Here is a 22,887-nt window from a genome sequence, read left to right as displayed (position 1 = left end):
GGCGCACCGGCAAACCGGGGGACCGGCCGGGGCGTGACAGGCCCCCATCCGGCTCAGTTGCCCTGCGGACGCTGCTGTTGCAGCAGGTCGCGGGCGGTATTCAATACGCCGTCGGCAATCTTGTTCACGTCGACCGTCAGCGTGCCGTTGTTCAGCGCGTCCTTGATCGACTGGACGAGCGCCGTGTCGATGTCGGCGTCGCCCGATGCCGACGCCGAGCGCAGTTGGCCGGACAGGCCCGACAGGTTCACGGTCGTGTCGCCGCCGGTCGATCCTGCGTCGGCCGCCTGCGCGGACGTCGACGAAGCCGCGCCGGATTGCGCGCGGGTCGCGCCGTTGCCGGTCGGCGCAAGTGGGCTCGGGTTCGGAGTGGAATCGATCTTCACGATGGGTTTCCTGTACGGTTTGACCCAGATAACGGCCGGGCCGGCCCGAACTTTAGCATCGCGAGCCCGAAATACTTCGAATAAACAATTCTTTGCAATCTTGCGCGGTCATCCGTCCCTACAGCGGAATCTCCACGGTGCCGGCGTCCTTGACGATCGCCGTGACGATCTGGCCCGCCGCCATCCTGACCCGCACCGACTGGCCCGGGGCCGCATTCGCGAGCACGCTGCCTTCGGCCGAGATCGTGAAGCCGGGCCCGGCTGCCACCACCCGCACCGTCTGGCCGGCCGATACCGACGCCGCGCTCTTCAGCATGTCCTGGCGCAGCGGCAGCCCGGCCGAGATGCGGGCGAGCGCGGTCGCGCCGACCGCCTGCGCGGGATCGGTGATCACCGCGAGCGGCAGCACCGTCAGGTCGCCGTCGCGCGCGACGAGATCGGCCGCGGTGAGCGGCTCGCCGGGCGTGATCTGCCGCGCGGCGACGTAATAGGTGGCCTGCACCGTGACCTTCGCCTGCAGATAGACGGTCCACGGCCGTTCGCCCGCGCAGCGCACGCCCACCGTCGTGCGGCCCCACAGGCGCGCGCCGGTCGGCAGGAACGGTTCGAGCGTCGTGCACGTGGCGAGCCCGCGCGGAAACGCCGGCGCGACGGTCGCGGTGGTCTTGCCCGGCAGGCCGGCGATCTGCTGCTGCAGGAACGCGAGCGCCGTGCGCCGGATCGCTTCGGGGTCTTGCTGGCCCGGCAGCGGGGCGGGATGGGCCGCTGCCGCGGGCGCGGGCGCCGCCGCGTTGGCGGTGTTGGCGGCATTGGCGGAAGTCGCCGGCGCGCGCGGCGCCGTGGCGGCGCGTGCGGCGATCGCAGGCTGTCGCGCGAGCCGCGCCATGTTCGACGCGGGCTCGGCCGCGCCGGCGACGACCGTCGCGACGCCGGCCGGATCGACGGCGCGCGGCGCGTTGCCATAACCGGCGTTCGCGCGGGCCGCCGCGTAGGTCGAGGCCGGCGGCGGGTTCGTCGCGACCGTCGCGCTACCCGGCTGCGCCGCGTAGCCGGCTCCGGCCGCCCCGGTCATGCCTGGCGTTGGCCGGTACGCATTTCCTGCCGTTTCGGGCGCGATGCCCGCCCCGGCGCCGGCATGCCCGACATTCCCGCCGAACTGCCCGCCGCTTGCCGCGTTCGCCTGCGCGAGCGCGGTTTCGGCCGTCTCGCCGCGTCCGGGAATCACGATCATCCCGTCGTCCGCGCGCGCGGCCGGCACGGCGAGCCACAGCGCCGCGGCGAGCGCGAACGCACGCGGCACGCGTGTGCCGCGCCGGTCGTCCCCGCGAAGTGCGCTGCCTGTCATCGCCGTGTCCTCGATCCGTTGATCCGATTCGCATTCTAGGGAGCGGGGCCGCCGCGCAAACGACGAATAGAGGGGGCCTTTGCCGCGTTATTCGCCCGATTGCCGGTTGCGCGCGCCGCCTACCATCGCTGTCATGGAAAAAAGCCTCTTGGGTCGCCATCCGGCCCGACGGGCGTGCAGCGCTTCATACGGAGAGACGCACACATGCTGGACAAACTCGATGCCGAATTCGCGTTCGGCCGGCAGGCGCTCGACGTACGCGCCTACCGGCAGGAACTGCTGTCGTCGAACATCGCGAACGCCGATACGCCCGGCTACCAGGCCCGCGACGTCAATTTCGCGTCGACGCTCGCGCGCTCGCTGAAGCAGGCCGACGGCGGCGTCGCGCCGGGCAACGCCGCGCAGTTGCCGATGGCGCAGCCGGCCGGCGTGACGAGCGGGATGACGATGGTGTCCACGGCGCCCGGCCACATGGCCGGCGCCGCGAAGCTGATGCCGACCGGCGGCCCGGCCGACGACTACGGCCGCGCGCAGTACCGGATGCCGCTGCAGCCGTCGCTCGACGGCAACACGGTCGATCTCGACGTCGAGCGCGTGCAGTTCGCGGACAACGCGCTGCACTACGAAACCGGGATGACCGTGATGACCCAGCAGATCAAGGCGATGATCGCCGCGATCTCGACGAACTCGTAAGCGCGCGGCGCTTGCGCACCCGAACAAGGAGCCTCCATGCCCTCGTTGATGAACATCTTCGGCGTCGCCGGTTCGGCGCTGTCCGCGCAGTCGCAGCGCCTGAACGTCACCGCGTCGAACCTCGCGAACGCCGACAGCGCGACCGGCCCCGACGGCAAGCCGTACAAGGCCAAGCAGGTCGTGTTCGAAACCGACCCGCTCGGCGGCGTGCGCACCGCGTCCGGCCAGGGCGTGGGCGGCGTGCGCGTGTCGAAGGTGGTGGACGACCCGTCGCCGATGAAGTCGACCTACGACCCGGCGAACCCGGCCGCCGACGCGAACGGCTACGTGCAGATGCCGAACGTCGACCCGGTGCAGGAAATGGTGAACATGATTTCGGCGTCGCGCTCGTACCAGGCGAACGTCGAGACGCTGAACACCGCGAAGACGCTGATGCTCAAGACGCTGACGATCGGCTCCTGAGCCGCGCGCGACCTTACAGACCCGACAGTTCCGACAGAAGGCCACCCAGGATGACATCCTCCAGCACGACGATCGGCGGCAACGGCGCCAACGTGTCGACGTTGCCGACCGACACGATGAACACCAACAACGTGTCGAGCACCGGCACGTCGGCGAGCGACCTGCAGTCGACGTTCCTGAAGCTGCTCGTCACGCAGCTGCAGAACCAGGATCCGACGAGCCCCGTCGACAGTTCGCAGATGACGTCGCAGCTCGCGCAGATCAACACGGTGAGCGGCATCGCGCAGCTGAACACGTCGCTCACGTCGCTGTCGACGCAGCTCGCGGCCGGCCAGCAGACGCAGGCCGCGCTGCTGATCGGCACGAACGTGCTCGCGCCGGGCAACGGCGTCGCGGTGAAGGACGGCGCGTCGTCGCCGTTCGGCGTGTCGCTCGCGAACGACGTGTCGAACCTGACGATCACCGTGAAGAACAGCTCGGGCGTCGTGGTCAACACGATCAACGCGGGCGCGCAGTCGGCCGGCACGGTGCCGTTCAACTGGACGCCGACCGACGCGGCGGGCAACACGCTGCCCGACGGCGCGTATACGGTCAGCGCGACCTACACCGACAGCACCGGCACGCAGCAGACCGCGACGACGCTGGCGGCCGCGCAGGTGCAGAGCGTGATCAAGCAGGCGGACGGGACCGCCGGGCTCATGCTGTCGAACGGCACGACCGTGGGGCTCACCCAGGTCGCGTCGATCTACCCGAACACCACGTCGTCTTCGTCGTCCACGTCGTCGTCCGGCGGCGCCACTACCAACTGATCCAGATTTCTCGAAACGGAGACCGAAATGGGTTATCAACAGGGTCTGAGCGGCCTCGCCGGCGCATCGAACGCGCTGGACGTGATCGGCAACAACATCGCGAACGCGAACACGGTCGGCTTCAAGTCGAGCACCGCGCAGTTCGCCGACATGTACGCGAACTCGATCGCGACGTCGCTCAACACGCAGATCGGGATCGGCACGTCGCTCGCGTCGGTGCAGCAGCAGTTCAGCCAGGGCGCGATCAACACGACGAGCTCGTCGCTCGACGTCGCGATCAACGGCAACGGCTTCTTCCAGATGACGAACAACGGCGTGACGACGTACACGCGCGACGGCACGTTCCAGCGCGACAAGAACGGCTACATCGTCAACGCGCAGGGCATGAACCTGATGGGCTATGCCGCCGACAAGAACGGTGTGATCAACACGTCGCAGACGGTGGCGCTGCAGGCGCCGACGACCAACATCGCGCCGACCGCGACGACCAGGATCTCGGCCCAGTTCAACCTGAACTCGCAGGACACGACGCCCGCGAAATCGCCGATCGATCCGTCGGACAACACGACGTACAACTACTCGACGTCGATCCAGGTGTACGACTCGCTCGGCGGCTCGCAGGCCGTCAGCATGTACTTCGTGAAGTCGGACGCCGGCACGTGGGAAGCCTACGCGGGCGTGCAGGGCGGCGCCCCGACGGATCTCGGCACGGTCACGTTCGACTCGTCGGGCGCGATCCAGGGTACGACGACGGGCACGCCGGCCGCGCCGACCGCATCGCTCGGCCAGTTCCAGTTCGAAGTGCCGAACACGGACGGCTCGGCGACGCCGCAGACCATGACGCTCGACCTGACCGGCACCACGCAGTACGGCGGCAAGGACGGCGTGAACAACCTCGCGCAGGACGGCTACGCGAGCGGCACGCTGACGACCTACTCGATCGGTACCGACGGCAAGCTGACCGGCAACTACTCGAACGGCCAGACGGCGGTGCTCGGGCAGATCGCGCTCGCCAACTTCAACAACCCGAACGGGCTGATCAACCTCGGCGGCAACCAGTATGCGGAAAGCGCCGAGTCGGGCGTGCCGCAGATCTCCGCGCCGGGCACCACGAACCACGGTTCGCTGCAGGGCAGCGCGCTCGAGAACTCGAACGTCGACCTGACGTCGGAGCTGGTCAACCTGATCACCGCGCAGCGCAACTACCAGGCGAACGCGCAGACGATCAAGACGCAGCAGACCGTCGACCAGACGCTCATCAACCTGTAACGCGCGGATAACCGGCAGCCATGGACCGACTGATCTACACGGCGATGACGGGCGCGTCGCAGTCGCTCGACCAGCAGGCGATCGTCGCGAACAACCTCGCGAACGCATCGACGACGGGTTTTCGCGCGCAGCTCGCGACCTACCGCGCGGTGCCGATGAATTTCGGCGACGGCGGCAACGTCGACCCGACGACGACGCGGACCTACGTGCTTGCGTCGACGCCCGGCGCGGATTACACGCCGGGCCCGATCACGCGCACCGGCAACCCGCTCGACGTCGCGGTGCAGGGCCCCGGCTGGCTGTCGGTGCAGACAGCCGACGGCGGCGAGGCGTACACGCGCGCGGGCAACCTGCACGTCGATGAAAACGGCCAGCTCGTGAACGCGAGCAACCTGCCGGTGATCGGCAACGGCGGCCCGATCTCGGTGCCGCCGAACGCGGAAGTGACGATCGGCAAGGACGGCACGGTGTCCGCGCTGATGCCGGGCGACCCGCCCACCGCGGTCGCGATCGTCGACCAGATGAAGCTCGTCAATCCCGATCCGGCCACGCTCGCGCGCGGCAACGACGGGCTGTTCCGCACCGCCGACGGCAATCCGGCCGACGCCGACCCGAACGTGGTCGTCACGCCGAATTCGCTCGAAGGCAGCAACGTGAACCCGGTGACCGCGATGGTCGCGATGATCGACAACGCGCGGGCGTTCCAGCTGCAGTCCAAGCTGATCCAGACGGCCGACCAGAACGAGCAGTCGGCGAACCAGCTGCTCAACTTCAGCTGAGCGGCACGGCCCGCGCTACCAGGAGAAGATTCAACATGAACCGTTCGCTCTACATCGCCGCCACCGGCATGAATGCGCAGCAGGCGCAGATGGACGTGATCTCGAACAACCTCGCGAACACCAGCACGAACGGCTTCAAGGCGTCGCGCGCGGTGTTCGAGGATCTGCTGTACCAGACGATCCGCCAGCCGGGCGCGAACTCGACGCAGCAGACCGAACTGCCGTCGGGCCTGCAGCTCGGCACCGGCGTGCAGCAGGTCGCGACCGAGCGCCTGTACACGCAGGGCAGCCTCACGCAGACCGGCAACTCGAAGGACGTCGCGATCAACGGCGCGGGCTTCTTCCAGGTGCTGATGCCGGACGGCACGAACGCCTACACGCGCGACGGCTCGTTCCAGACCAACGCGCAGGGCCAGCTCGTCACGTCGAGCGGCTACCAGATCCTGCCGGCGATCACGGTGCCGCAGAACGCGACGTCGCTGACGATCGGCAAGGACGGCGTCGTGTCGATCACGCAGGCGGGGTCGACCAACGCGGTGCAGATCGGCTCGCTGCAGATCGCCACCTTCATCAACCCGGCCGGCCTCGAGGCGAAGGGCGAGAACCTGTTCGCGGAAACGACGTCGTCGGGCGCGCCGAACGTGTCGCAGCCGGGGCTGAACGGCGCGGGTGCGCTCAACCAGGGCTATGTCGAGGCGTCGAACGTGAACGTCGTGCAGGAGCTCGTCAACATGATCCAGACCCAGCGTGCGTACGAGATCAACAGCAAGGCCGTGACGACGTCCGACCAGATGCTGCAGACCGTCACGCAGATGAAGAGCTAACCGGAAAGTCCCGTCGTTGCCATGAAGCAGGTTCGCCTCCTCCCGTCAGCCACCGTCCGCGCCGCGTGCGCGGTCGCGGTGGCCGCGCTCGCCGGCTGCGCGCAGATTCCGCACGATCCGATCATCCAGCAGCCGATGACCGCCCAGCCGCCGATGCCGATGTCGATGCAGGCGCCCGGCTCGATCTACAACCCGGGATACGCGGGCCGGCCGCTGTTCGAGGATCAGCGCCCGCGCAACATCGGCGACATCCTGACGATCGTGATCGCCGAGAACATCAACGCGACCAAGTCGTCGGGCGCCAACACCAACCGGCAGGGCAATACCGACTTCAACGTGCCGACCGCCGGCTTCCTCGGCGGGCTGTTCTCGAAGGCGAACCTGTCGGCGAGCGGCGACAACAAGTTCGCGGCGACGGGCGGCGCGAGCGCGGCGAACACGTTCAACGGCACGATCACGGTGACCGTCACCAACGTGCTGCCGAACGGCAACCTCGTCGTGAGCGGCGAGAAGCAGATGCTGATCAACCAGGGCAACGAATTCGTGCGCTTCTCGGGCGTCGTGAACCCGAACACGATCTCGGGCGCGAACTCCGTGTACTCGACGCAGGTCGCCGACGCGCGGATCGAATACTCGGCGAAGGGCTACATCAACGAAGCCGAGACGATGGGCTGGCTGCAGCGCTTCTTCCTCAACATCGCACCGTGGTGATGACGATGCAGCACACCGTATTTCGTCGCCTGTCCGCCAGCCTGCCGCGCCGCGCGCATCGCATCGCGCGGATCGCCGCCGCGTTCGCGCTCTGCGCGTGCGCGTTCGGCGCCGCGCCGGCGCACGCCGAGCGCCTGAAGGATCTCGTGCAGATCCAGGGCGTGCGCGACAACCCGCTGATCGGCTATGGCCTCGTCGTCGGTCTCGACGGCACGGGCGACCAGACGATGCAGACGCCGTTCACCACGCAGACGCTCGCGAACATGCTCGCGAACCTCGGCATCTCGATCAACAACGGTTCGGCGAACGGCGGTGCGTCGTCGCTGAACAACATGCAGCTGAAGAACGTCGCGGCCGTGATGGTGACGGCCACGCTGCCGCCGTTCGCGCGGCCGGGCGAGGCGCTCGACGTGACCGTGTCGTCGCTCGGCAACGCGAAGAGCCTGCGCGGCGGCACGCTGCTGCTCACGCCGCTGAAGGGCGCGGACGGGCAGGTGTATGCGCTTTCGCAGGGCAACATGGCGGTGGGCGGCGCGGGCGCGAGCGCGAACGGCAGCCGCGTGCAGGTGAACCAGCTCGCGGCCGGCCGGATCGTCGGCGGCGCGATCGTCGAGCGTGCGGTGCCGAATGCGATCGCGCAGATGCACGGCGCGCTGCAGCTGCAGCTGAACGACATGGATTACGGCACCGCGGAGCGGATCGTGTCGGCGGTCAACGCGAACTTTGGCCCCGGCACCGCGACCGCGCTCGACGGGCGCACGATCCAGCTCGCGGCGCCGGTCGACTCCGCGCAGCAGGTCGCGTTCATGGCGCGCCTGCAGAACATCGACGTGAGCCCGGACCGGGCCGCCGCGAAGGTGATCCTGAACGCGCGCACCGGCTCGATCGTGATGAACCAGATGGTCACGCTGCAAAGCTGCGCGGTCGCGCACGGCAACCTGTCGGTGGTCGTCAACACGCAGCCGGTGGTGTCGCAGCCGGGGCCGTTCTCGAACGGGCAGACCGTGGTTGCGCAGCAGTCGCAGATCCAGCTGAAGCAGGACAATGGCGCGCTGAAGATGGTGACGGCCGGCGCGAACCTCGCCGACGTCGTGAAGGCGCTGAACACGCTCGGCGCGACGCCGGCGGACCTGATGTCGATCCTGCAGGCGATGAAGGCGGCCGGTGCGCTGCGCGCGGACCTGGAGGTCATCTAAATGGCAGCGAACCTTCCCGATGCAAACGACCTCACGCAGCGCTTCGCGCTCGACGTGCAGGGTTTCGACGCGCTGCGCGCGCAGGCGAAGCAGTCGCCGCAGGCCGGCGCGAAGGCGGTCGCCGGCCAGTTCGACGCGATGTTCACGCAGATGATGCTCAAGAGCATGCGCGATGCGACGCCCGACGGCGGGCTGCTCGATTCGCACACGTCGAAGATGTACACGTCGATGCTCGACCAGCAGCTCGCGCAGCAGATGTCGAAGCGCGGGATCGGCGTCGCCGACGCGCTGATGAAGCAACTGCTGCGCAACGCGGGGCAGGGGGCCGGCAGCGACTCGGCGGCCGACGTCGGCGCGGCCGGGCTGGGCGCGGCGGGCTTCGGCGCGGGCGCGTCGGGCAACGAAGGCAGCCTCGCCGCGATGAGCGCGATGGCCCGGGCCTACGCGAACGCGGCGAACAACGGCGCGCTCGCCGGCGCGCGCGGCTACTCGGCCGGCAGCGCGCTGACGCCGCCGCTGAAAGGTGCGAGCGGTGTGCAGAACGCCGACGCATTCGTCGACCGGCTCGCCGGGCCGGCGCAGGCGGCGAGCGCGACCACCGGCATCCCGGCGCGCTTCATCGTCGGCCAGGCCGCGCTCGAATCGGGCTGGGGCAAGCGCGAGATCCGCGCGAGCGACGGCTCGACCAGCTACAACGTGTTCGGCATCAAGGCGAACAAGGGCTGGACGGGCCGCACGGTGTCGGCGCTGACGACCGAATACGTGAACGGCGCGCCGCGCCGCGTCGTCGCGAAGTTCCGCGCGTATGATTCGTACGAGCACGCGATGACCGACTACGCGAACCTGTTGAAGAACAATCCGCGCTATGCGGGCGTGCTGAGCGCGAGCCGCAGCGTCGAGGGTTTCGCGCACGGGCTGCAGAAAGCCGGTTATGCGACCGACCCGAATTACGCGAAGAAACTGATCTCGATCATGCAGCAGATCGGCTGAGCGGGCGCGGCGGGCCCGGAACCGGCCTGCCGCCCGCTCGCGGTCTTTCGGACCGCGCCCGGCTCCCGCCGCGCGCGGTTTCAACGTTTGCGCGAAAAAAATGCCGCAATTCGATCTAAACTTTCGGTGAGCACTGCCGCTAAGTGTGTGAGACCAGCAACCGGGCCCATGTTCTGGCCCGGTTTTACTGCGCACCGGTTGCCCCGGGCGCCCATGACAAGAAAACCGGCTAGCCATGAATATCGAAACGTCGTCCGCTCCGAGTCAGGATGCGGGCCACTCCGGGCCCGATTACGCCCGCCGCAATCCGCTGGAGATCGGCGTGCAGCTGCGCAACCTCGTGAACCGGGGCGATTTCCTGACCGTCCAGTACCCGGGCGGCCAGCTTGTCACGCGCCTGCTCGAAGTCGACGTCGGCGCGCGCACGTTCACGTTCGACTGGGGCGCGCTGTCCGAGCAGAACGCCGGCATTCTCGCCGCGTCGCACTGCACGTTCTCGGCCGCGCCGGACGGCGTGCGCGTCGAATTCACCACGGGTACGCCGCGCGAGACGCGCTACGAGGGGCTGCCCGCGTTCGTCGCCGATTTCCCCGACGTGCTCATGTGCATCCAGCGCCGCGAATATTTTCGCGTCGATGCGCCGGTGATCGATCCGTTCCTGTGCCGCGGCAAGCTGCCGGACGGCGAGGGCTTCGTGTTCGAGGTGCACAACCTGTCGCTCGGCGGCGTCGGCCTGCGCACGGCCGACGAGCGCGTCGAGGCGCTCGAGGTCGGCACGCTGCTGCCGGAGGTCGAGCTCGAATTGACCGGCCACGGCAAGCTGTCGCTCGACCTGTGCCTCGTGTCGCAGCGTTCGACCCAGATGCCGAACGGCTCGCGGCGCTACCAGCTCGGGTTTCGCTTCATGTCGTTGCCGGGCAGCGCGGAGAACACGCTGCAGCGCCTGATCACGCAGCTCGAAATGAAGCGCCGCTCGCTCGCGCGGGCCTGACGCGCGCTGCCGGCCCCCGCGCGGGCCGCTTTCACGCCGGGCGCCGCCAGGGCCCGCCCGTCTCCCCGAACGCGATGCGCGCCCGCGCGTCGCGCGTGCATTTTTTCCTCAATTTTTCCGCTCGGCGGCCGTTATACCGGGAGTCACGCAACCCGGCGGCCGCAGCCCGGCCGGCCCATCAGGATCGCGCATGTCCAACTCTCTCTTGAACCTCGGCGTCAGCGGCCTGAATGCCGCACTCTGGGGCCTCACGACGACCGGCCAGAACATCAGCAACGCCGCGACGCCGGGCTATTCGGTCGAGCGCCCGGTGTATGCCGAGGCGAGCGGCCAGTACACGTCGAGCGGCTACCTGCCGCAGGGCGTGAACACCGTCACCGTGCAGCGGCAGTACAGCCAGTACCTGAACGACCAGCTGAACAGCGCACAGTCGCAAAGCGGCGCGCTGTCGACCTGGTATTCGCTCGTCGCGCAGCTGAACAACTACGTCGGCAGCCCGACGGCCGGGATCTCGACCGCGATCACCAACTATTTCACCGGGCTGCAGGGCGTCGCGAACAATGCGTCCGATCCGTCGGTGCGGCAGACCGCGATGAGCAACGCGCAGACGCTGGCCGACCAGATCACGGCGGCCGGCCAGCAGTACGACGCGCTGCGCCAGAGCGTGAATACGCAGCTCACCAGCACGGTGTCGCAGATCAACACGTACACCGCGCAGATCGCGCAGCTGAACCAGCAGATCACGGCCGCGAACAGCCAGGGGCAGCCGCCGAACCAGTTGATGGACCAGCGCGATCTCGCGCTGTCGAACCTGTCGAGCCTCGCCGGCGTGCAGGTGGTGCGCAACGACAGCGGCTACAGCGTATTCCTCGCGGGCGGCCAGCCGCTCGTCGTCGCCGACAAGAGCTACCAGCTCGCGACCGTGGCGTCGTCGTCCGATCCGAGCGAGCTGACCGTCGTGTCGCAGGGCATCGCCGGCGCGAATCCGCAGGGCCCGAACCAGACGCTGCCCGATTCGTCGCTGTCGGGCGGCACGCTCGGCGGCCTGCTCGCGTTCCGCAACCAGACGCTCGACCCGGCGCAGGCGCAGCTCGGCGCGATCGCGACCAGCTTCGCCGCGCAGGTCAACGGGCAGAATGCGCTCGGCGTCGACCTGTCGGGCATGCCGGGCGGCAAGCTGTTCACGATCCCGGATCCGGCCGTCTACGCGAACCAGGGCAATACGGGCAATGCGTCGCCGAGCGTGTCGTTCACCAATGCGTCGCAGCCGACCACGAGCGACTACACGCTGTCGTACGACGGCACGAACTACACGCTGACCGATCGCGCGAGCGGCACGGTGGTCGGCCAGTCGACGTCGATGCCGGCCTCGATCGGCGGCCTGGACTTCTCGTTCGCGGCTGGCACGCAGATGAATGCCGGCGACCAGTTCACCGTGCTGCCGACGCGCGGCGCGCTGGACGGCTTCGCCCTCGCGACGTCGAGCGGCTCGGCGATCGCGGCCGCGTCGCCGGTGGTGGCATCGGCCGCCACGACGAACTCGGGCAGCGCCACCATCACGCAGGGCGGGGTGAGCGCCGGCTACCAGGTGCCGTCGACCACGCTGACCTACGACGCGGCGAGCCAGTCGCTGTCGGGTTTCCCGGCCGGCACCACGGTGACGATCGGGAGCACGCCGCCGCAGACGGTGGAGATTACCGACGGCACGACGCAGGTGCCGTACGATCCGTCCGTGGGCGCGACGCTGACGATGTCGGGCACCGCGCAGGGCGCGATGAACGGCGTGACCGTGTCGCTGGCGGGCACGCCGGCGGACGGCGATTCGTTCAAGATCGGGCCTTACGCGGGCGGCACGAACGACGGTTCCAACGCGCTCGCGCTGTCGCAGATCGTCAGCGCGAAGTCGTTCGGCAACGGCTCGACCACGCTGACCGGCGCGTATGCCGGCTACGTGAACGGCATCGGCAACTCGGCGAGCCAGCTGAAGTCGTCGAGCGCCGCGCAGACGTCGCTCGTCGGCCAGATCACGACCGCGCAGCAGGCGGTGTCGGGCGTGAACCAGAACGAGGAAGCGGCGAACCTGATGCAGTACCAGCAGCTCTACCAGGCCAACGCGAAGGTCATCCAGACGGCCGCGACGCTGTTCCAGACCGTGCTCGGCCTGTTCAACTGATTCCGGGGATCGAAGCGATGCGGATTTCCACTTCCCAGTTTTACCAGCTCAACGTCGCGCAGATGAGCGACCAGCAGGCGCAGCTCGCGCAGCTGTACCAGCAGATTTCGAGCGGCGTGAGCCTGTCCACGCCCGCCGACAACCCGCTCGGCGCCGCGCAGGCGGTGCAGCTGTCGATGAGCTCGGCGACGCTGTCGCAGTACGCCACCAACCAGAACGTCGCGCTGTCGTCGCTCCAGAAGGAAGACCAGACGCTGACGAGCGTGAACAACCTGCTGAACAGTATGCATACGATCGTCATGCAGGCCGGCGACGGCTCGCTGTCCGACAGCGACCGGGCGGCGCTCGGGACCCAGCTGCAGGGCTATCGCGACCAGCTGATGACGCTCGCGAATACCGCGGACGGCGCGGGCAACTATCTGTTCGCGGGCACGCAGTCGACGTCGGCGCCGTTCTCGAACGCGGCGGGCGGCGGCGCGGTGTACAGCGGCGACAGCGGCACGCGCGACGTGCAGATCGCCGATACGCGCTCGATTTCGCAGGGCGACAGCGGGGCCAGCGTGTTCATGTCGGTGCCGATGCTCGGCAGCCAGCCGGTGCCGGCCGCCGGCACGGGCGCGACGGGCACGGGCAATACCGGCACCGGCACGATCGGCGCGGTGTCGATCACGAACCCGGCGGCGGCGACCAACGGCCACGCGTTTACGATCACGTTCGGCGGCACGGCGGATGCGCCGACCTATACGGTGACCGACAGCACGATCGGGCCGTCGAGCGAGACCCAGCCGCAGCCGTATTCGGAAGGCGGTGCGATCGCGCTCGGCAACGGCCTGACGGTGCCGGTGTCGGGTACGCCGGCCGCGGGCGACACGTTCACGGTTACGCCCGCGCCGCAGGCCGGCACCGACGTGTTCGCGACGCTCGACACGATGATCGCCGCGCTGAAGACGCCGGTCGGCAGCAATACGTCCGCTGCGGCCGCGCTCGCGAACACGATGACGACCGGCACGACGAAGCTGAACAACACGATGACGAACATCCTCACCGTGCAGGCGTCGGTCGGCGGCCGCGAGCAGGAAATCCAGGCGATGCAGGCGGTGAACCAGAACAATTCGCTGCAGGTCACCAACGACCTGTCGGATCTGACGAGCACCAACATGGTGTCGACGATCAGCCAGTTCCTGCAGATGCAGAACGCGCTGTCGGGCGCGCAAAAGGCCTACGCGCAGCTGCAGAACCTGTCGCTGTTCCAGTACATCAATTCGTGATGCCCGCGATGACCGTCGCGATGTGAGCGTTCGCTTACATCGCGCGGCGCATCGGCCGGCCGCCGTCGGCCACCGGTGCGAGCCCGCGGCTCCGTCATGCGCTCTCCGGCAGGCATGACCGTTGCGTCGACGGTTCGCGCTTGCCAGCCCCATTTCCGCTCCGTAAACTCGCGCCAGATTCCAGACCGGCGCACCGTCCGCAGCCGGCGACCGACAGGAGCCCTTTTCCCCATGTCCGATTCCTACTTCCCGCGCTGGCGGGTGCAATCGACCGGCGCGGCCTCGCGCGTGGTCGGCCCCGACGAGCGCCTGGCGTGGCCGCAGATGATCGCGATGGGCGTGCAGCACGTCGTCGCGATGTTCGGCTCGACCGTGCTCGCGCCGCTGCTGATGGGCTTCGACCCGAACCTGTGCATCTTCATGTCGGGCATCGGCACGCTGCTGTTCTTCGTGCTGGTCGGCGGCCGCGTGCCGAGCTACCTCGGCTCGAGCTTCGCGTTCATCGGCCTGGTGATCGCGGTGACCGGCTACGGCGGCAGCGGGCCGAATCCGAATATCCCGGTCGCGCTCGGCGGAATCATCGCGTGCGGCGTCGTGTACGTTGCGCTCGGCGCGCTGGTGCAGGCGATCGGCACGCGCTGGATCGAGACGCTGATGCCGCCCGTCGTCACCGGCGCGGTGGTCGCGGTGATCGGGCTGAACCTCGCGCCGATCGCGGTCAAGGGCGTGTCCGGGTCGACTTTCGAATCGGTGATGGCGCTCGTCACGGTGCTGTGCGTGGGCGGTGTCGCGGTGTTCTCGCGCGGCATGGTGCAGCGCCTGCTGATCCTGGTCGGGCTGGTGATCGCCTACGCGATCTACGCGGTCGCGACCAACGGGATGGGCCTCGGCAAGCCGATCGATTTCTCGATCGTCGGGCAGGCGGCCTGGTTCGGGGTGCCGAGCTTCCGCGCGCCGGTGTTCGATCCGCACGCGATGCTGATGCTCGCGCCGATCGCGGTGATCCTGGTCGCGGAAAACCTCGGCCACATCAAGGCCGTCAGCGCGATGACGGGCACCAGCCTCGATCGCTACGTGGGCCGCGCGTTCATCGGCGACGGGCTCGCAACGATCGTGTCGGGCAGCGTCGGTGGCACGGGTGTGACGACCTACGCGGAGAACATCGGCGTGATGGCCGTCACGCGGATCTACTCGACGCTGGTGTTTGCGATCGCCGCGCTGATCGCGATCGTGCTCGGTTTCTCGCCGAAGTTCGGCGCGGTGATCCAGACGATTCCGGGCCCGGTGCTCGGCGGCGTGTCGATCGTCGTGTTCGGGCTGATCGCGGTGACGGGCGCGCGGATCTGGGTCGTCAACAAGGTCGACTTCTCCGACAACCGCAACCTGATCGTCGCGGCCGTCACGCTCGTGCTCGGCGCGGGCGATTTCTCGCTGAAGATCGGCGGTTTCGGGCTCGGCGGGATCGGCACCGCGACGTTCGGCGCGATCATCCTGTACGCGATCCTGCGCAAGGAGCAGGAACCGGGCCCCGTGGTCTGAACGAAAGCGGGCGGTGCAACGCCGCCCGCTACCGTACGCGGCGCTTATGCGCCGGTATTCGATTGTGCCTGCAGCCACGCGCAGAACTGCGCGACGAGCGGATCGTCGACCGGCGCGCGCGGCGCGATCCACCAGTAGCTGCGCGTCGCGATGCGCGGCCCGTCGAGCGGCATCACCAGCCGCCCGCTCGCGAGCTCGTCGTCGATCAGCGGCAGCGGGCCGAGCGCGACGCCCAGCCCGTCGACGGCCGCCTGCAGCGCCAGGTAGAAGTGGTCGAACGACTGCCGCTTGCGCCCCTTCATCGTCACGCCGGCCGCCGCGAACCAGTCGCGCCAGCCTTCCGGGCGCGTATCCGAATGCAGCAGCACGTGCCGCGCGAGATCGTCCGCGCGGGCAATCGGCGCGCGCCTGAGCAGCGCGGGGCTGCAGACGGGGATCACGCTTTCGTCGAGAAAGTGGCCGCTCGTGCAGGTGGGCCAGTGGCCGGGGCCGCGGCGGATCGCGACGTCGAAGCCGTCGAGCGCGTCGAGCGGCGCATTCGACGTGGACAGCTTCAGCTCGACGTTCGGCACGTCGCGCTGGAACCGCGACAGGCGCGGCAGCAGCCATTTCATCGCGAAGGTCGGCAGCGCATTGATGCGCAGCACGCGCGCCGTGCCCGTGTTGCGCAACTGCTCGGTGGCGAGCGCGATGCTGTCGAACGCGGCGCGCACGGTGTCGAGATAGCGGCGGCCCTCGTCGGTGAGCTTCACGCGCTTGCCGTAGCGGTGGAACACCGGTTTGCCGAGCCATGCCTCGAACCCCGCGATTTGCCGGCTGATGGCACCATGAGTCACATGCAGCTCGTCGCCGGCAGCACTGAAGCTTTCGTGTCGTGCCGCTGCTTCAAAGGCCCGAAGCGCGGAAAAGGGCGGGAGGTCGCGTGCCATGCTTGTGATTCTAGATCACAAGCGTGCGCCGATAAAATCGTTTTGCCGGCATCCTGAACGGCGGTAACCTCGGGGCACCGTTTGATGAGGATCCCCATGCAATCCGTTTCTCCTCCGCCTGCCGCATCGCCGCGCCAGGTCGGCCTCGCCGAGTTGTTTACCGGTTTCCTGTCGCTTGGCCTGATGTCGTTCGGCGGCGCGCTGCCGTTCGCGCGGCGCACGCTCGTCGAGCAGCGCAAGTGGCTTTCCGCCGACGAATTCACCGATCTGCTCGGCTTGTGCCAGTTCCTGCCGGGCGGCAACGTGATCAACCTGTCGGTCGCCGTCGGCATGCGCTTTCGCGGCGTCGCGGGCGCGTTCGCCGGCATTCTCGGGCTGATCGCGGGGCCGACGCTCGTCGTCGTCGCGCTCGGCGTGCTGTACGCGAAGACGCAGGGCGATCCGCGCGTGCAGCACCTGTTCGGCGGGCTTGCCGCCGCGGCCGCGGGCCTGCTCGTCGCGATGGCCGTGAAGGTCCTGAAACCGCTGCGCCACGCGCGTGCGGCGACCGGCATCGCGGCGCTGTCGTTCGTCGCGATCGCGGTGCTGCGCATTCCGCTGCTGACCACGATGCTGGTGCTGACCCCCGTGAGCATCTGGCTCGCGTCGCGACGCCGCGACACGCCGGCGCCGCAGCGCGCCGCCGCACGCGACGGAGGCCGCTCGTGAACGACACGCTGATCGCCATCGCGACGATTTTCAGCCAGCTGTCGCTGCTCGCGTTCGGCGGCGGGAACACGATCCTGCCGGAGATGCAGCGGCAGGTGGTCGACGTGCATCACTGGATGAGCGCGCACGAATTCACCGCGCTGTTCGCGCTCGCGCAGGCGGCGCCGGGGCCGAACATGATGATCGTGTCGCTGGTCGGCTGGCATGTGGCCGGCTGGGCCGGGCTGCTGGTCGCGTCGATCGCGAAGTTCGGGCCGTCGTCGCTCGTCACCGTGCTCGCGCTGCATGCGTGGGAGCGCTTTCGCGACCGGCCGTGGCGCCGCTACGTGCAGCAGGGGATGATGCCGGTCACGGCCGGGCTCGTCGCGGCCAGCGCGGTGCTGATCTCGGAAGCGTCGAACCGCACGGCGATCCAGTGGGGCATCACGGCCGCGTGCGCGGTGCTCGCGTGGCGCACGCGCATCCATCCGCTGTGGCTGCTCGCGGCCGGCGCGCTGGTCGGGCTCACCGGCATCGGCCAGTGAGCGGCGGGCGGCCGGTGCCGGCTGCTACGACTGCTACGGCCACTACGGCCACTACGGCCACTACGGCCACTACGGCCACTACGGCGACGCCGGCTGGTCGCTGTTCACGAGGCCGAGCAGCCGGCCGCGCTCGGCGCTGACGTCGTCCGTCGGCGTCGGCCAGTCCACGACGTAACCGGCTTCGAGCGCATCGCGCATGATCGCGTTGTAGTCGGCCTTGCCCAGCCTGTCGCTGTCGCGCAATGCGTGCGCCACCTCGCGCTTGAGTTTCGGCGTGAACGACGGATAGGCCGCCGCCAGCGCCGCATACTGGCGCGCATCGATCTCGCCCGATTCCCGGTTGAACGCCCAGACGGCCACCAGCACGATCGCGACGAACGGGATCACGGTGAAGCGCAGGAAAAACTTCGCGGGTGTCATGTCATTCGACGGCGGGTTGAGACGGTGCGGGGAGCCTGCTCGCGGCCGGCCGGTATACACTCGGCCGGTCTTTCTCCGGCGACGCCGGCCGGATGCCGGCCTCGTGCGCCGGCGCGTGTGGCCGATGCGCGCCCGACGCCGAGCATTATATTGGCGCGGCGCGCGGGCCTGCGCGGTGGCCGCGCGGGCGGGCAACGCCCGGCGCCGGCCGGGATCGATGACGGAATCGGTGAATTACGCGCCGCCCGCCGCGCGCGGTGCGCCACACGGGAGGATCGATGGATCTCGACGGCGCGAGCCGCAACCTCACTGTCGCCGCGCTGCTGACGCTGTCCGGCGGCTATCTCGATGCGTATACGTACGTCGGCCACGGCCACGTATTCGCGAACACGATGACCGGCAACGTCGCGCTGCTCGGCATCAACCTGTCGGCCGGCGAATGGGCGGCCGCACTCCATCATGTGCCGCCGCTCGGCGGCTTCGTGGTCGCGGTGTTCGTCGCGCACCTGCTCGGTCTTGCCGCGCGGCGCGGCTGGATGCGGCACACGGCGTTCACGAGCCTGATCGTCGAGATCGCGTTTCTCGGCTTCGCCGCGAGCGGGCTCGTCGGCGCGTCGAGCGCGTGGCTGATTCCGGGCATCTCGTTCGTCGCGACGCTGCAGACGCTGTCGTTCACCCATCTCGAAGAACTGTCGTACACGTCGGTGATGACGACCGGCAACCTCCGGCGCGCCGCGCAGAAACTGTTCGTCGGACTGATCCCGCGCTACGACGCGGGCGCGCTGCACGACTCGGCGCTGCTCGCGACGATCAGCTTCTGCTTCCTGGCCGGTGCGGTGGCCGGCGGCTTCGTGACGCGGCTCGTGCCGGAAGTCGCGCTGTGGGGCGCCGTGTTGCTGCTCGCCGGCGCGTTCGCGGAAATCGTGCGGCGTGCGCGTCGGCGCGCGGGCGATGACGGTGGCGGCAGCAGCAGCAGCAGCGATAAAGGCGGTGACGGCAACGCCGGCGGCGGGACGCCGCAAGCAGCCTGACGACGTGCGCTCGGGCCGCCAGGCGGGGCCGGCCGCCGGTGAGCCGTGCGATGGATTCGCGGGTGACGCACTCCGCCGTTGTGCCGCTTCGTCCATACGCGTCGCTCCCGCGACGCGCCGTGCCCGATGCCGCCCGATCGGGCGCGGCGCGGGTCGTCTCCCGTTCGTTCCGCCTCCGCCCGCAACCCCGCCGCTTTCCTCGCCGGCCCCGCCCGATCCTTACATCGCAGGCCCTCATTTCGCCGCTGCCGCGCGCCGTTTCATCGGCGCGAGACGCACGTGCGGCGCGGGAAACGTTGTTCCAGGGCGACAGTCGCGCATTACCGGGCATTTCAATTTCTTTCAGCACGTGCACTCGTCTTATGATTCTGCCCACATCGCGTGCGCCATGAACGTCCGCGATCGCCACCCGGCTGCGCACGCGGCCGGCCATGAATGGAGACACCTACAAAAAGGAAAGCTCATGAAGCAGACCACTCGACTCGCAGCCATCGCAGGGGGCGCGGCCCTGGCCTTCGCCAGCCAGTACGCAGCAGCACAAAGCTCGGTCACGCTGTGGGGCGTCGCCGACGCCAGCATCCGTTACCTGACCAACGCAAACGCCAAGAACGACGGCCTGCTGTCGATGACCAACGGCGCGATCACGAACAGCCGCTTCGGCATCTACGGCACGGAAGACCTCGGCGGCGGCCTGAAGGCCCTGTTCAACCTGGAAAGCGGCGTGAACCTGCAGAACGGCGCATTCGCCGACAGCGGCCGCCTGTTCAACCGCGCAGCGTACGTCGGCCTGCAGAGCCCGTACGGCACGGTGACCCTCGGCCGCCAGAAGACGCCGCTGTTCGACCTGCTGTCGGACACCTACGATCCTCTGACGGTCGGTAACTACCTCGAAAACGCATGGCTGCCGGTCGCGCTGGGCGGCGGTCTGTATGCGGACAACCAGATCAAGTACACCGGCAAGTTCGCGGGCCTGACCGCGAAGGTGATGTACTCGACGGGCACCAACTACGAATCGACCGGCGCGGGCGGCTTCTCGGGCCAGATCCCGGGCTCGCTCGGCAAGGGCAATGCGTGGGGCGTGTCGGTGTCGTACGTGACGGGTCCGCTCAGCATCGCGGCCGGCGCGCAGCAAAACAGCGACAACTCCGCGCGCAAGCAGACGATCTACCACGCGAACGTCGTGTACGCGTTCAGCAAGGCGAAGGTCTATGCGGGCTACCTGCGCTCGAAGGACGACACCGGTTTCGTCGACAGCCTGCTCGCGCAGCAGTCGATTCCGGTCTCGAAGGGCACGGGCCGGATCGACGACGGTCCGTTCGCGGGCGTGAGCTGGCAGGTCAGCACGCCGCTGACGCTGACGGGCGCGTTCTACTACGACCACATGCGCAATGCGATGACCGCGAACGGCACGCTCGCGAGCGGCAACCGCTACGCGATCGTCGGTATCGCCGAATACGCGCTGAGCAAGCGCACGGAAGTCTACGGCACCGTCGACTTCAACAAGACGAACGGCGCGGCGAACGTCGAGCTGCCGGGTCGCAGCAACCAGACGGGCATCGCGATCGGTCTGCGCAATATCTTCTGACGAACGTCGGCATTCCTGCGCGGGCATCGGCCCGGCGCACCTCGAAGAGGCTCCTGCGGGAGCCTCTTTTTTTCGTCACGCGAGCTTCATGCGCGGGGGCGACTATTCAGCGATCGCTCCATCGGGAAAGGCCGGCCCGTAAGGCATCCGTCGGGATTCCAGAACATACTTTGACAGTGCGCGCGAAGTGTTTCCGCTACGCTGCGTGCAGGGTTCGCCGCGTGCCGCAACGCACGCGCGGACGTCGTTCCGGAGCGCGCGTCGCGTGCGGCCGGCCTGGTGCGTAACTTGTGTATCCGGTGATGACAAACACGGTCTGCCGGTTTTTTTCGTGGGACGATGCGCTCACGATTTTCTTGAAAGGGGATGACGATGGGTATCCTGAACACCGTGGGTGAAATCGCAGGCGCAGTGGCGGCCGTCGAAGGCGCGGAAAAGCTGGATCCGGATGCGGGCCTGCTGACCAAGGCGGCGGCGGCGGTGGCCGGCTTCAAGGGTGCCGAAGCACTCGAAGGCCTGGTCGAAAAGAAGGATGAGCAGCCCGAACAGGCTGCGGACGATACGCAGGCGACGGACGGCAGCGACACGTCGCAGGCATGAGCATGGCGGCTGGTCCCGCCGAGGGTGCGCGATTCGCGCGCCCGGGCGGACCGGTGCCGCGCGGCCGGCAGGCCGGGCATGTGGTCGATCGGTGACGCATGGCACACCCGGCAGCTGGTTTGACCGGCGAGAGGCGACGTCTCTCGCCGTTTTTTATGGAACGTGCGCCGTGCCGCGCCACGTTCCGCACGAATGCCGGAATCTTGCTATCGTGCCGTCATCCGAACTGCTGAACTACGATGAGGGCTTGCGATGGATTTCGACTACGACCTGTTCGTCATCGGGGCCGGCTCCGGCGGCGTGAGGCTCGCCCGGATGTCGGCGTCATACGGCGCGCGCGTCGGCATAGCGGAAGAAGAGCAGATCGGCGGCACCTGCGTGCTGCGCGGCTGCATTCCGAAGAAGCTGCTCGTCTACGCATCGCATTATCCGCACGAGCTCGAGGACGCGAAGGGCTTCGGCTGGACGTTCGGCGCCGGCACGCTCGACTGGCCCGCGCTGATCGCCGCGAAGGATCGCGAGATCAACCGGCTCAGCGACATCTACATCAACCTGCTGCGGCAATCCGGCGTCGAGATGCACGCGGGACGCGCGACGCTCGTCGACGCGCATACGGTCGCCGTCGGCGATCGCACGATCCGCGCGCGCCACATCGCGATCGCGACCGGTTCGCGCCCGTCGCTGCCGCCGCGGCCCGGCATCGAGCACGTGATCACGTCGCGCGAGGCGCTGTCGCTCGCGAAGCTGCCCGCGCGCATCGCGGTGGTCGGCGGCGGCTATATCGCGGTCGAGTTCGCGGGCATCTTCAACGGTTTCGGCAGCCATGTCGATCTGTTCTATCGCGGTGAAAAAGTCCTGCGCGGCTTCGACGACGACGTGCGGCAATTCCTGACCGACGAGATGACGAAGCAGGGCGTCGCGATCCATGCGCACGCGGTGGTCGAATCGATCGCACGCGCGGACGACGGCACGCTTTCCGTGCGCGTCGGCGATGCGCAGCACGGGCCGTACGACGCGGTGCTCTATGCGACCGGCCGCGTGCCGAACGTCGACGGGCTGGGGCTCGAACGCGCGGGCGTGCTGCTCGATGCGCGCGGCGCGATCGCGGTCGATGCGTATTCGGCGACGTCGGTTGCGTCGATCCATGCGATCGGCGACGTGACGTCGCGGCCGCAGCTCACGCCGGTGGCGACGCGCGACGGCGCGCTGCTCGCGCGGACGCTGTTTGGCGGGGCGCGTGTCGCGGCCGATCACGACGATGTGCCGTCGGCCGTGTTCAGCCAGCCCGAGGTCGCGACGGTCGGCCTGACCGAGGCCGATGCGCGTCGCGTGCACGGCGAGCTCGACATCTACCGCACGTCGTTCAAGGCGCTGCGCCATACGCTGTCGGGTCGCGACGAGCGCACGCTGATGAAGCTCGTCGTCGCGCGCGACAGCCAGCGCGTGATCGGCGCGCACATGGTCGGCCGCGATGCGGGCGAGATCATCCAGGGCATCGCGATCGCGATTCGCGCCGGCGCGACGAAGGCGCAGTTCGACGACACGATCGGCATTCACCCGACCGCGGCCGAGGAGTTCGTGACGATGCGGCAGAAGGTGGCCGACTAGCGCGGCCGCGCCGGCGAACGACGGAACACGGCCGCGGGCGATCGCGG

23 protein-coding genes are annotated in these 22,887 nt (G+C 68.6%); 19 read left to right on the top strand and 4 right to left on the bottom strand.

The window, feature by feature from the left end; all coding sequences use genetic code 11:
* Nucleotides 1–53: 53 nt before the first annotated feature.
* Together flgM and flgA are read right to left on the bottom strand one after the other, a co-directional pair.
* A complete protein-coding gene (gene flgM / locus DCN14_RS30800) occupies nucleotides 54–386 on the bottom strand; it encodes a flagellar biosynthesis anti-sigma factor FlgM (protein ID WP_096508499.1) in 333 nt (110 codons plus the stop codon).
* Between the two features lie 118 nt (nucleotides 387–504).
* Nucleotides 505–1,731, bottom strand: coding sequence for a flagellar basal body P-ring formation chaperone FlgA (gene flgA / locus DCN14_RS30795; protein ID WP_096508500.1), 1,227 nt, complete (start codon nucleotides 1,729–1,731; stop codon nucleotides 505–507).
* Between the two features lie 204 nt (nucleotides 1,732–1,935).
* Between flgA and flgB the strand changes: the two genes are divergently transcribed.
* The 13 genes from flgB to DCN14_RS30725 all read left to right on the top strand — a co-directional run bounded on the left by flgB (nucleotide 1,936) and on the right by DCN14_RS30725 (nucleotide 15,435).
* Nucleotides 1,936–2,424, top strand: coding sequence for a flagellar basal body rod protein FlgB (flgB, locus tag DCN14_RS30790; protein WP_096508501.1), 489 nt, complete (start codon nucleotides 1,936–1,938; stop codon nucleotides 2,422–2,424).
* A gap of 36 nt (nucleotides 2,425–2,460) precedes the next feature.
* Nucleotides 2,461–2,886 carry a flagellar basal body rod protein FlgC gene (gene flgC / locus DCN14_RS30785; protein ID WP_096508502.1) on the top strand — a complete coding sequence of 142 codons (426 nt, stop codon included), beginning with the start codon at nucleotides 2,461–2,463 and terminating at the stop codon, nucleotides 2,884–2,886.
* 50 nt (nucleotides 2,887–2,936) lie between these two features.
* Nucleotides 2,937–3,695, top strand: coding sequence for a flagellar hook assembly protein FlgD (locus DCN14_RS30780; protein WP_096508503.1), 759 nt, complete (start codon nucleotides 2,937–2,939; stop codon nucleotides 3,693–3,695).
* 27 nt (nucleotides 3,696–3,722) lie between these two features.
* Nucleotides 3,723–4,964, top strand: coding sequence for a flagellar hook protein FlgE (gene flgE / locus DCN14_RS30775; protein WP_096508504.1), 1,242 nt, complete (start codon nucleotides 3,723–3,725; stop codon nucleotides 4,962–4,964).
* A 20-nt stretch (nucleotides 4,965–4,984) separates the two neighbouring features.
* Nucleotides 4,985–5,743, top strand: a complete 759-nt coding sequence (gene flgF, locus DCN14_RS30770) for a flagellar basal-body rod protein FlgF (protein WP_096508505.1) — start codon at nucleotides 4,985–4,987, stop codon at nucleotides 5,741–5,743.
* Nucleotides 5,744–5,778: 35 nt separating this feature from the next.
* Nucleotides 5,779–6,567: a flagellar basal-body rod protein FlgG gene (gene flgG, locus DCN14_RS30765; RefSeq protein WP_096508506.1), complete on the top strand. Its 789-nt coding sequence runs from the start codon at nucleotides 5,779–5,781 to the stop codon at nucleotides 6,565–6,567.
* A 21-nt stretch (nucleotides 6,568–6,588) separates the two neighbouring features.
* A complete protein-coding gene (gene flgH / locus DCN14_RS30760; RefSeq protein WP_096508507.1) occupies nucleotides 6,589–7,278 on the top strand; it encodes a flagellar basal body L-ring protein FlgH in 690 nt (229 codons plus the stop codon).
* A 5-nt stretch (nucleotides 7,279–7,283) separates the two neighbouring features.
* The gene (locus DCN14_RS30755) at nucleotides 7,284–8,474 is read left to right on the top strand and encodes a flagellar basal body P-ring protein FlgI (protein ID WP_096508525.1); all 1,191 of its coding nucleotides are present in this window, start codon (nucleotides 7,284–7,286) and stop codon (nucleotides 8,472–8,474) included.
* Nucleotides 8,475–9,464 carry a flagellar assembly peptidoglycan hydrolase FlgJ gene (gene flgJ, locus DCN14_RS30750; RefSeq protein WP_096508508.1) on the top strand — a complete coding sequence of 330 codons (990 nt, stop codon included), beginning with the start codon at nucleotides 8,475–8,477 and terminating at the stop codon, nucleotides 9,462–9,464.
* Between the two features lie 235 nt (nucleotides 9,465–9,699).
* Nucleotides 9,700–10,455, top strand: coding sequence for a flagellar brake protein (locus tag DCN14_RS30740; RefSeq protein WP_096508509.1), 756 nt, complete (start codon nucleotides 9,700–9,702; stop codon nucleotides 10,453–10,455).
* Nucleotides 10,456–10,645: 190 nt separating this feature from the next.
* Nucleotides 10,646–12,628 (top strand): flagellar hook-associated protein FlgK, encoded by a 1,983-nt coding sequence (gene flgK, locus DCN14_RS30735; RefSeq protein ID WP_096508510.1) that lies wholly within the window; start codon nucleotides 10,646–10,648, stop codon nucleotides 12,626–12,628.
* A gap of 17 nt (nucleotides 12,629–12,645) precedes the next feature.
* Nucleotides 12,646–13,896 carry a flagellar hook-associated protein FlgL gene (gene flgL / locus DCN14_RS30730; RefSeq protein ID WP_096508511.1) on the top strand — a complete coding sequence of 417 codons (1,251 nt, stop codon included), beginning with the start codon at nucleotides 12,646–12,648 and terminating at the stop codon, nucleotides 13,894–13,896.
* A gap of 231 nt (nucleotides 13,897–14,127) precedes the next feature.
* The gene (locus DCN14_RS30725) at nucleotides 14,128–15,435 is read left to right on the top strand and encodes a solute carrier family 23 protein (RefSeq protein WP_096508512.1); all 1,308 of its coding nucleotides are present in this window, start codon (nucleotides 14,128–14,130) and stop codon (nucleotides 15,433–15,435) included.
* Nucleotides 15,436–15,479: 44 nt separating this feature from the next.
* On the opposite strand, the gene DCN14_RS30720 is transcribed toward DCN14_RS30725, so the two are convergent.
* Complete coding sequence (locus DCN14_RS30720; protein WP_096508513.1) at nucleotides 15,480–16,364, bottom strand: transcriptional regulator GcvA; 885 nt, start codon at nucleotides 16,362–16,364, stop codon at nucleotides 15,480–15,482.
* A gap of 96 nt (nucleotides 16,365–16,460) precedes the next feature.
* Between DCN14_RS30720 and DCN14_RS30715 the strand changes: the two genes are divergently transcribed.
* The gene (locus DCN14_RS30715) at nucleotides 16,461–17,072 is read left to right on the top strand and encodes a chromate transporter (RefSeq protein ID WP_096508514.1); all 612 of its coding nucleotides are present in this window, start codon (nucleotides 16,461–16,463) and stop codon (nucleotides 17,070–17,072) included.
* A complete protein-coding gene (locus DCN14_RS30710; RefSeq protein ID WP_096508515.1) occupies nucleotides 17,069–17,596 on the top strand; it encodes a chromate transporter in 528 nt (175 codons plus the stop codon). Before DCN14_RS30715 ends, DCN14_RS30710 begins: the two co-directional genes overlap by 4 nt.
* Before the next feature lie 78 nt (nucleotides 17,597–17,674).
* Here the strand turns inward: DCN14_RS30710 and DCN14_RS30705 are convergent, their stop codons facing one another.
* Nucleotides 17,675–18,016, bottom strand: a complete 342-nt coding sequence (locus tag DCN14_RS30705) for a hypothetical protein (RefSeq protein ID WP_096508516.1) — start codon at nucleotides 18,014–18,016, stop codon at nucleotides 17,675–17,677.
* Between the two features lie 278 nt (nucleotides 18,017–18,294).
* On the opposite strand from DCN14_RS30705, the gene DCN14_RS30700 reads away from it, so the two are divergent.
* The 4 genes from DCN14_RS30700 (at nucleotide 18,295) to gor (ending at nucleotide 22,840) form a co-directional block, all read left to right on the top strand.
* Nucleotides 18,295–19,047 (top strand): YoaK family protein, encoded by a 753-nt coding sequence (locus DCN14_RS30700; RefSeq protein ID WP_096508517.1) that lies wholly within the window; start codon nucleotides 18,295–18,297, stop codon nucleotides 19,045–19,047.
* A gap of 463 nt (nucleotides 19,048–19,510) precedes the next feature.
* A complete protein-coding gene (locus DCN14_RS30695; protein WP_096508518.1) occupies nucleotides 19,511–20,632 on the top strand; it encodes a porin in 1,122 nt (373 codons plus the stop codon).
* A gap of 372 nt (nucleotides 20,633–21,004) precedes the next feature.
* Complete coding sequence (locus tag DCN14_RS30690; RefSeq protein ID WP_096508526.1) at nucleotides 21,005–21,232, top strand: hypothetical protein; 228 nt, start codon at nucleotides 21,005–21,007, stop codon at nucleotides 21,230–21,232.
* Nucleotides 21,233–21,484: 252 nt separating this feature from the next.
* On the top strand, nucleotides 21,485–22,840 hold the full coding sequence (gene gor / locus DCN14_RS30685) for a glutathione-disulfide reductase (protein ID WP_096508519.1): 1,356 nt from the start codon (nucleotides 21,485–21,487) through the stop codon (nucleotides 22,838–22,840).
* Nucleotides 22,841–22,887 lie beyond the last annotated feature (47 nt).

Origin of the sequence: Burkholderia sp. IDO3 (assembly GCF_003366075.1) — a bacterium.
Classification (GTDB): domain Bacteria; phylum Pseudomonadota; class Gammaproteobacteria; order Burkholderiales; family Burkholderiaceae; genus Burkholderia; species Burkholderia anthina.
Note: the sequence above shows the minus strand (reverse complement) of the source record. Positions and strands in the feature narration are given on the sequence as shown.